Source organism: Mycobacterium sp. (assembly GCF_049683935.1).
GTDB lineage: Bacteria > Actinomycetota > Actinomycetes > Mycobacteriales > Mycobacteriaceae > Mycobacterium.
This window is the reverse complement of sequence record NZ_JBAUJR010000361.1, coordinates 1-8822: the sequence shown is the minus strand read 5'-3', so window position 1 is coordinate 8822 and position 8822 is coordinate 1. Positions and strand designations below refer to the sequence as shown.

General features: G+C 66.6%; 6 protein-coding genes. 4 read left to right on the top strand and 2 right to left on the bottom strand.

What is annotated here, in order from left to right; translation table 11 throughout:
• Together WA965_RS20960 and WA965_RS20955 are read left to right on the top strand one after the other, a co-directional pair.
• Positions 1 to 511: hypothetical protein (locus tag WA965_RS20960; RefSeq protein WP_526448029.1), on the top strand; the 511-nt coding region annotated here is incomplete at its 5' end.
• Between the two features lie 24 nt (positions 512 to 535).
• Positions 536 to 1189, top strand: coding sequence for an IspD/TarI family cytidylyltransferase (locus WA965_RS20955; RefSeq protein WP_526295444.1), 654 nt, complete (start codon positions 536 to 538; stop codon positions 1187 to 1189).
• On the opposite strand, the gene WA965_RS20950 is transcribed toward WA965_RS20955, so the two are convergent.
• Positions 1173 to 1874: an IspD/TarI family cytidylyltransferase gene (locus WA965_RS20950; RefSeq protein WP_526295436.1), complete on the bottom strand. Its 702-nt coding sequence runs from the start codon at positions 1872 to 1874 to the stop codon at positions 1173 to 1175. The two genes, WA965_RS20955 and WA965_RS20950, sit on opposite strands and share 17 nt — an antisense overlap.
• Before the next feature lie 80 nt (positions 1875 to 1954).
• On the bottom strand, positions 1955 to 3220 hold the full coding sequence (locus tag WA965_RS20945; protein WP_526295438.1) for an MFS transporter: 1266 nt from the start codon (positions 3218 to 3220) through the stop codon (positions 1955 to 1957).
• Positions 3221 to 3553: 333 nt separating this feature from the next.
• Between WA965_RS20945 and WA965_RS20940 the strand changes: the two genes are divergently transcribed.
• Both WA965_RS20940 and WA965_RS20935 read left to right on the top strand, forming a co-directional pair.
• Complete coding sequence (locus tag WA965_RS20940) at positions 3554 to 4294, top strand: MerR family transcriptional regulator (RefSeq protein ID WP_526295440.1); 741 nt, start codon at positions 3554 to 3556, stop codon at positions 4292 to 4294.
• A gap of 733 nt (positions 4295 to 5027) precedes the next feature.
• The coding region (locus tag WA965_RS20935; protein WP_526448028.1) for a fatty acid synthase subunit beta domain-containing protein at positions 5028 to 8822 on the top strand (3795 nt) is incomplete at its 3' end.

Below are 8822 nucleotides of genomic sequence, written 5' to 3'. Positions count from 1 at the left end.
CGTCCCCGGGGTGGCGCGGCGGGGAGTGGGTGGCAAGGTAGCGGCGGTCCTGCTCGCTGCGGCGCTGGTCGCCTCGGCGGGACTGGCGGGCTGGCTGTACGTCAACCAGTACCGGCCGGATCAGCAGACCGACGCCGCGGCATCCAAGGTCGCCCTCGACGCTGCGACCAGCGGGACGATTGCCCTGCTGTCGTATTCGCCGGAGTCCCTGGACCAGGATTTCGCGGCCGCCAAGGCTCGCCTGACCGGTGAATTTCTCTCGTACTACACACAATTCACCGAACAGATCGTCACTCCGGCGGCCAGGGAGAAGTCCGTCAAAACCGCAGCGTCGGTGGTGCGGGCTGCGGTGTCGGAGATCGAGCCGGACGCCGCTGAAGTCCTGGTGTTCATCAACCAGACGACCACCAGCCAGGAGAACCCCGACGGGGCATTCGCAGCGAGCAGCGTCAAGGTGGGCCTGGAGAAGATCGACGGCGCCTGGCTGATCGCGTCGTTCGACCCGGTCTAGCGGTATAGCCTCAGCGCCGTGAGTATGACGGCCGTTGTGCCTCTACCGGTTGAGTACGCCGAGCGCCGCGATGCCGTCTTCGTCCCTGTCGCGGGACTGTCGCCTTTGGTTCGGGTCGTCCAGGCGCTCGTCGAGGTGGGTGACGTGGTGGTGGCCGCGAGTCGGCCGGTCGCCGCGCTCGCCGTTGAAGTCCTTGTCGGACAGGATCTTTCCGGGGTGCGAGTGGTCGAGGCCGAAGCGCCGGGTGATCGGGCGCGGTGTGTGGCGGCTGGGTTGCGGGCCGTCGACACCAACGGTCACGTGGTGCTGCACGACATCGCATGGCCGATGGTGGGGGCCGACACTCTGAAGGAGATCGTCGCGAGACTGCAGGACGGTTCGGTCGCGGTCATGCCCGTCCTGCCGGTCACCGACAGCGTCAAGGCGGTCGACGCGCTCGGCGTGGTGACGGCGACCGAGGAGCGCTCGCTTCTGCGCACCGTGCAGTATCCCCGTGGGTTTGCCGCCGATGTGCTGGCAATGCTGGTGCGACCAGCCGATACGGGTTCGTTCGACGAACTCGAGGCGGCCTTGACGGCAGGAATCCCACTGACCCTGATCGACGGGGACGACGAGGCGCTGAGCGTCGAATTGCCGGGTGACGCAGACTATCTCGCTGCCGTCATCGCAGGTCGGTGAGAAGACGCTGAGCGATGGCGATATCCCGCGCGTAGGTGACCTTGAGGTTGACGGCCTGACCCGGGAAGGTGCGGACCTGCAGGTCGGTGTATTGCTCGACACATGACGCCGTGTCGGTGCCTTCGAAGCCGTCGCGCACTGCGTTGCGATAGGCGAGCAACAGTTCCCGCGCCCGGAACGCCTGCGGCGTCTGCACCCGGACCAGGGGGCCACGATCCGCGACGGATTCCAGACCGGTTGCACCCGCCCGTGCGAGCCCCACGATGGGCAGTGCCGGCAGCGCCCCACCGAATTCGCGCGCGACCGAGATCGCGGTCCGGAACATCGCCGGGCCGGCCAGTGGTCGTGCGGCATCGTGGATGGCGACCACGTCAACCGCCCCCGACTCGATGTCGGGGGCCAGGTACTGCAGCACATTGAACTCCGAGGCGTGCCGGGTGTCGCCCCCCGAGACGAGTTCCACTCGCGCGGAGGGCAATTCGCGCTCGACGCTGTCCCGGGCGGCCTCGAACTCACTCTTGCGGAACACCAGGACGATTCGCCCGACGTCGGACACGGTCGAGAGGGTGTCCAGGGACCAGACCAGCATGCTGCGCCCGGACAGTGGCAGGTAGGCCTTGTTGCCGTCGGCGCCCACCCGGGTGCCCAGCCCGGCCGCCAACACCACGCCGACCGCCATTCCCATGAGCGAACAGTATCGCGAGGGCGGTCATGCCAGGCCGAGGCTGTTCGCCGCACGGACGTGGTCGTTGCCCGGCACGCGGCTCAGCGTTCGAGTTCTCCGACGGCCTCCAGCAGGATCCGGTCGTTCTCGAGGCGCAGCAGCTTGCGCGTCTTGTGTCTGGTGATCAGGATTCCGACGACCGCGAGGCCCCAGACCGCGTACTGCAGGGCCCACGCGAGCCGGAAGGATTCGAACGACATCCCGCCTGCAGCTTGCAGCACCAATCCCATCGCCTGCATCAGCAGCAGCGACGCAATGAACCCACCCATGTTCACCATGCCCTGAGCGGTGCCCAGCGTGGCGCTGGGATTGAAGGTGCGCGCAAAGTCGAAGCCGACCATCGAACCCGGCCCTCCGACCGAGATCACCACGATCAGCACCACCAGCAGCCACAGCGGCGCTCTGTGGGGAAGCGCCAGAATCACCGTCCACACCAGAGCGTTGCTGGCGATGATGGCCAGGACCAGGCGGGAGCGCCGATGTGGGTGCCGTCCGGTGAAGATGCCCACCAAAACACCGGAGGAGATCGCGGCGACGACGGACACGGTCAGCAGGGTTCCGGCCACCCCGGGCGAGAGCCCCTGCGCCACCGTCAGATACGGCACCCCCCACATCAGCGCGAACACCGTCACCGAGAACTGGGTGCCCATGTGCGTGAAGAACCCCAGCCGGGTGCCCGGGCGCAACCACACCGTCTTGACGTTCTTCAATGTTTCGCGGACGGACATCGCCTCTTCGGTGACCGCGGCGCCGTCGGGGCTGTTCTTGACGAGCAGCAGGACCAAAAGGATCGACAGCACACCCAGTGCCGCCACCGATGCGTAGGCGACCGACCAACCCGAGGCGGACAGCACCGCGAGGAACGGCACGGCTGAGAGCACCTGTCCGAGCTGTCCGCAGATTCCGGTCAATTGCGTCACCAGGGGAACCCGATGCACGTCGAACCACAGTGGCACGAGTCGAAGCACCGAGATGAACGTCACGGCGTCGCCCAAGCCGACGACCGCGCGCGCGGCGAGGGCCGCGGGCAGCGATTCGGTGAACGCCAGAACGAGTTGCCCTGAAGCCATCAACGCCGCGCCCGACACGATCAGTGCCTTGGATCCGAACCGGTCGAGCAGCAATCCGGCGGGCACCTGGGCGCCGGCGTACACGACGACCTGCAGCACGACGAAAGTCGACAGCAGGGTCGCCCCGGCGCTGAATCGGTCGGCCGCGGCCAGGCCCGAGACACCCAGCGTGGTGCGGTCCAGAACGGCCACGATGTATGCCAGAAGACCGGTCGCCCACACGATCCACGGACGCACGCGAAGCCTCTCGTACTTTGTCTTAATGTCCTGCGAGCGCAGGGCGCACGTCAATGATCCCGTACCTCGGCGTTCGGCCGCCAATTCACATCGACGGGCGGCTGCGTCGTCGAGTTGGGCCACGGCGTACCCAAAGTTGGCTGAAATCGAACGACGCCGTAGATCTTTTGATTCACCATTCTGAATCTTCGCTGATAGATCTGCTGGAAGTGCAATCTGTCGACCGAAATCTCAAGGCCTCGAGATTTCGCTCAAAGTGTTGCGCATGTCGCTAGAGTGAGTTCATGCACTGTTTCGGCTTCGAGCCCATCGGGCTCTCCCGGGGGCGCCGCCGTGGCTGAGTATCGACTGCAGGATCTGGCGCGGGTGTCCGGTGTCAGCGCCCGCAACATCCGCGCCTACCGGGAAAGGGGGCTGCTCGACCCTCCCCGGCGGGTGGGGCGGTCCGCCCTCTACGACGACTACCACCTGTCCCAGCTCAACACGATCAGCGAACTGCTCGCCAAGGGCTTCACCTCGACACACATCGCCGAGTTCTTCACGAGCATGCGCCAGGGCTCCGACCTTGCGGACATCCTGGGGTTACAGCGGGCCATGCTGGGCCCCCGGACGAATTCGACCGACGACCGGGGAAAATCGCTCGGGCTCGACCCGGATTCCGAGGAGGCGCGAAAGCTGGTCCGCTACGGCATGGCCGAGATCATGGGGGGCAGGTTGGTGATGGTCGACGGCACCGCCGGGGATGCCCTGACCGGGTCACCAGATCGGGTGAAGTACATCCGTGCGCTGCTGAAGTTCATCGAGGCGGCCGATGATGCGCTCGATGATCTGGCGAGGGCCTTCGTGACGAGCCTGACGGAATCGCAGCACATGCGGGTCAGGACGAACTACCTGTCCAGGCATGACGAAACCGACGAGTTGCGGCAAGTCGTCCAGAATCACCGGGCCCTCGGGGAGAAGGCACTGCTCGCCCGCTTCGACAAGGCTGTTCGTCGATTCATGATGACCGCGGCTGTCGATTCCCCAGCGGGGATCCTGTTGACCGGGGCATGGGAGACCAAGAAGGCCGAGTGAACCGCCCCGCCAACTCGAGAACCATCGATTGGCACTACAGGAAAGACGGGGCGGGTATGTCCTGGCGGCACAACCGGGGTTCACCCGGACGCGTCGCGCAGCCGGCCCCGCGTCCGGCCGGTGGGCGACCGACAGGCACAAAGTGGCCGGTGTCCGCGCCGCTGCCAACCCGTCCTCATGCCGAATTTTTGTCAGGGAGACTGAATCTACTGACAAGTAAGTTTGCGCAGCAAACTTGGACACATCGCGAAAACACCTGTCAAGACACTCGCGGTCGAGTTGTCGACTCCCCGGGCCCCTGAGAACCACGTGTTGCGAACGCAAATTATCAGATAACGATTGCGTAACAATACTGCCTTGATCAGCAGTTCTTGCCTACTCGACCGTAACCACCTGCATGCAGGACATTTGTCCCGCGAGACTTTGGGTCGTCACGAGGCGGATGTTATGCAATCGCTGTTACCCGTGCGTAGAACTCGCCAGTAACCATTCAGGCAGCCACAATGGAGCAGTCTCTTATGACACTCTTAGTACGGCTGGAGAATCCACCGCAGACTGTGAGAAATGCGTCGGAGTGTTCGAACTCCCGACGGCACCTCGAGGTCGCGGACGAGACCAGCCGGATTCGACGCCGAATCGTAATGGCCCCACCCGGGAGTGCAGGCCGGCACCCACGACAGCCCACCACAAGCGAGACGCGCGAAACCGCGACCACTGAGGGAGACAACACCACGTGACGATCCACGACCAGCACCGTGCCACCACCGCCGGAGACAACGGCTCCGAGAAGAACGAGGTCTTCGAACCTCTGACCGGGGCGCATGCTCTCGTCGATCGACTGCATTCCGGTGAGCCGTACGCGGTCGCGTTCGGCGGTCAGGGTGGATCCTGGCTGGAGAACCTCGAGGAGCTCGTCAACTCGGCCGGGATCGAATCCGAGATCACCGCGCTCGTCGGCGAGGCCGAGCTGCTGCTGGAACCGCTGGCACGTGAACTCGTCGTGGTGCGTCCCATCGGCTTCGAACCGATGAAGTGGATCCGCGCGCTGGCCGCCGACGAGCCGCTGCCCGCCGTCAAGGATCTCACCACCGCCGCGATCTCGGGTCCGGGCATCCTGCTCACCCAGATGGCCGCCATGCGGGCGCTCAAGCGCCAGGGGCTCGACCTCACCGGTCACCCGCCGGTGGCGATCGCCGGCCACTCGCAGGGCGTCACAGCGGTCGAGTCGCTCAAGGCCGGAGGAACCCGCGACGTCGAGCTGCTCGCCATCGGACAGCTGATCGGCGCGGCGGGATCGCTGGTCTCGCGCCGCTGCGGAATGGTCGGCCGCGGCGACAAATCGCCCATGGTGTCGGTGACCAACGTCGACCCCACCAGGGTGGCCGAGCTGCTCGACGAGTTCGCCCAGGACGTTCGCACCGTGCTTCCGCCCGCGCTGTCCATCCGCAACGGCAGGCGCTCGGTGGTCATCACCGGGACCCCCGAGCAGCTGGCCCGCTTCGAGCTCTACTGCGAGAAGATCACCGAGAAAGAGGAAGCCGAGCGCAAGAACAAGTTGCGCGGTGGTGCAGTCTTCCGCCCGGTGTTCAGCCAGCTCAACGTCGAGGTGGGGTTCCACACGCCGCGGCTGGCCAGCGGCGTCGATCTCGTCAACGAGTGGGCAGCGCGCACCGGCCTGGACCCCGAGCTGACACGTCAACTGACCGAGATCATCTTCGTCAAGCCGGTCGACTGGGTCGCCGAGGTCGAGGGCCTCGCCGCGGCGGGCGCCAAGTGGATCATCGACCTGGGTCCGAGCGACACCGTGACACGTCTGACGGCACCCGTGATCCGAGGACTCGGCATCGGCATCGTGCCTGCCGCCACCCGTGCGGGTCAGCGCAGCCTGTTCACCGTCGGCGCCGCACCGGCCATCGCACCCGCATGGTCGAGCTACGCGCCCACGGCGATCACCCTGCCCGATGGTTCGGTCAAGGCTTCGACCAAGTTCACGCGCCTCACCGGGCGGTCGCCGATCCTGCTCGCGGGCATGACCCCGACGACCGTCGACGCCAAGATCGTCGCCGCGGCGGCCAACGCCGGACACTGGTCCGAGCTGGCCGGCGGCGGGCAGGTCACCGAGGAGATCTTCGATGCACGCATCGCTGAGCTCACCCAGCTGCTCGAACCCGGCCGCGCCATCCAGTTCAACTCGTTGTTCCTCGATCCGTACCTGTGGAAGCTGCAGGTCGGCGGTAAGCGCCTGGTGCAGAAGGCCCGGCAGTCGGGTGCGCCGATCGACGGCGTGGTCGTCACTGCGGGCATCCCGGACCTCGAAGAGGCTGTGGACCTGATCGAGGAGCTCTACACCGTCGGCATCACCAGCGTGGTGTTCAAACCGGGCACCGTCGACCAGATCAAGTCCGTCATCAAGATCGCGGTCGAGGTGCCCAACAGGGACGTCATCGTCCACATCGAAGGTGGCCGCGCCGGTGGGCACCACTCGTGGGAAGACCTCGACGACCTGCTCCTGGCTACCTACGGCGAGCTTCGCAAGTACACCAATGTCACGATCTGCGTCGGCGGCGGCATCGGCACCCCAGAGCGGGCAGCCGAGTACCTGTCCGGCGAGTGGGCGAAGAGGTACGGGTTCCCCGCCATGCCGGTTGACGGAATCCTGGTGGGCACCGCCGCGATGGCCACCAAAGAGGCGACGACGTCGCCCGCGGTCAAGCAGCTCCTCGTCGAGACGACGGGCACCGACACCTGGGTCGGGGCGGGCAGGGCCATCAACGGCATGGCCAGTGGGCGCAGTCAGCTCGGCGCCGACATCCACGAGATCGACAACACCGCGTCGCGTTGCGGCCGCCTGCTCGACGAGGTCGCCGGCGACGCCGACGCCGTTGCCGAGCGCCGCGACGAGATCATCGCCGCGATGGCCGCCACCGCGAAGCCGTACTTCGGCGACATCGGTGACATGACCTACCTGACGTGGCTGCAGCGTTACATCGAGCTGGCCATCGGCGACGGTGACACCACCGCCGACACCGCCGCGCCCGGCAGCCCGTGGCTCGCCGACACCTGGCGGGAACGCTTCGAGGAGATGCTCAAGCGCACCGAGTCGCGGCTGCACGAGAAGGACTTCGGCCCGATCGAATCCCTCTTCGATGCGAGCCCGGAAGGTCAAGCGCTGCTTGACAATCCGGACCAGGCCATCGCCGCTCTGCTGAACCGTTACGCGGATGCGGAGACCGTCAAGCTGCATCCTGCGGATGTGCCGTTCTTCGTGACGCTGTGCAAGAAGCCGGGCAAGCCCGTCAACTTCGTGCCGGTCGTCGACAAGGACGTGCGGCGCTGGTGGCGCAGCGACTCGCTGTGGCAGGCCCACGACGCGCGCTACAGCGCCGATCAGGTGTGCATCATCCCGGGCACCGAAGCCGTCGCAGGCATCACCCGGGTCGACGAGCCCGTCGGCGAGCTGTTGGACCGCTTCGAGCAGGCGATCGTCGATCGTGTGGTGGCCGCCGGCTCCGAGCCGGTCGCCGTGGTCTCGCGCCGCCAGGCGCGCGCCGACGTCACCGGTCCACTTGCGGTCGTGCTCGATTCCCCTGACGTCCTCTGGGCGGGACGCACCGCGATCAACCCGGTGCACCGCATCGGTGAGCCGAGCGAGTGGCAGGTCAACGACGTGCCCGGAAAGCCCAGTGCGACGCATCCGGGCACGGGTGCCCGGCTGGAACTGGCAGGGGAGGGCTTCGCCACGCTCAGCGTGCCGCTGTCCGACATCTGGATCAACATCCGGTTTACGCTGCCGTCCTGCACGGTCGACGGCGGCATGCCCATCGTCAGTGTCGAGGACGCGTCCGCGGCGATGCGCTCGGTGCTGGCCATCGCCGCCGGTGCTGACGGTCCGGATTCGCTTCCGCCAGTGGACAACAACGTCGCCGCAGTGTCCGTCGAGTGGGATCCGGAGAAGGTCGCCGACCACACCGGTGTCACGGCGACGTTCGGCGCGCCTCTGGCGCCCGGGCTCACGCTGGTGCCCGACGCCCTCGTCGGCTTGTGCTGGCCGGCAGTGTTCTCGGCCATCGGTTCGGCGCTGACCGACGACGGTTTCCCCGTCGTCGAGGGTCTGCTGAGCCTGGTGCACCTCGATCACGCGGCTCATCTTCTGCAGAAGATGCCCGCGGAGAAGTCTCGATTGTCGGTCACCGCAACTGCTCTGGCGGCAACGGATACCGAGGTCGGACGTGTGGTCCCGGTCAGCGTTTCGATCGCCGACTCCGAGGGCGTCGTTCTGGCCACCCTGGAAGAGCGCTTTGCGATCCGCGGCCGCACCGGCGCCGTCGAGTTGAGCGATCCGCCGCGCGCCGGTGGAGCGATCACCGACAACGCCACCGACACCCCGCGCCGCAGGCGCCGTGACGTCCAGATGACCGCGCCGGTCGACATGAGCGCGTTCGCGGTCGTCTCCGGCGATCACAACCCGATCCACACGGACCGGGCGGCTGCGCTGCTGGCCGGTCTGAAAACGCCGATCGTGCACGGC

Excerpts from the sequence above, each read along its gene's own strand:
- WA965_RS20950 (WP_526295436.1), bottom strand. The coding sequence starts at position 1,874 with ATGGGAATGGCGGTCGGCGTGGTGTTGGCGGCCGGGCTGGGCACCCGG.
- WA965_RS20955 (WP_526295444.1), top strand. The coding sequence starts at position 536 with ATGACGGCCGTTGTGCCTCTACCGGTTGAGTACGCCGAGCGCCGCGAT.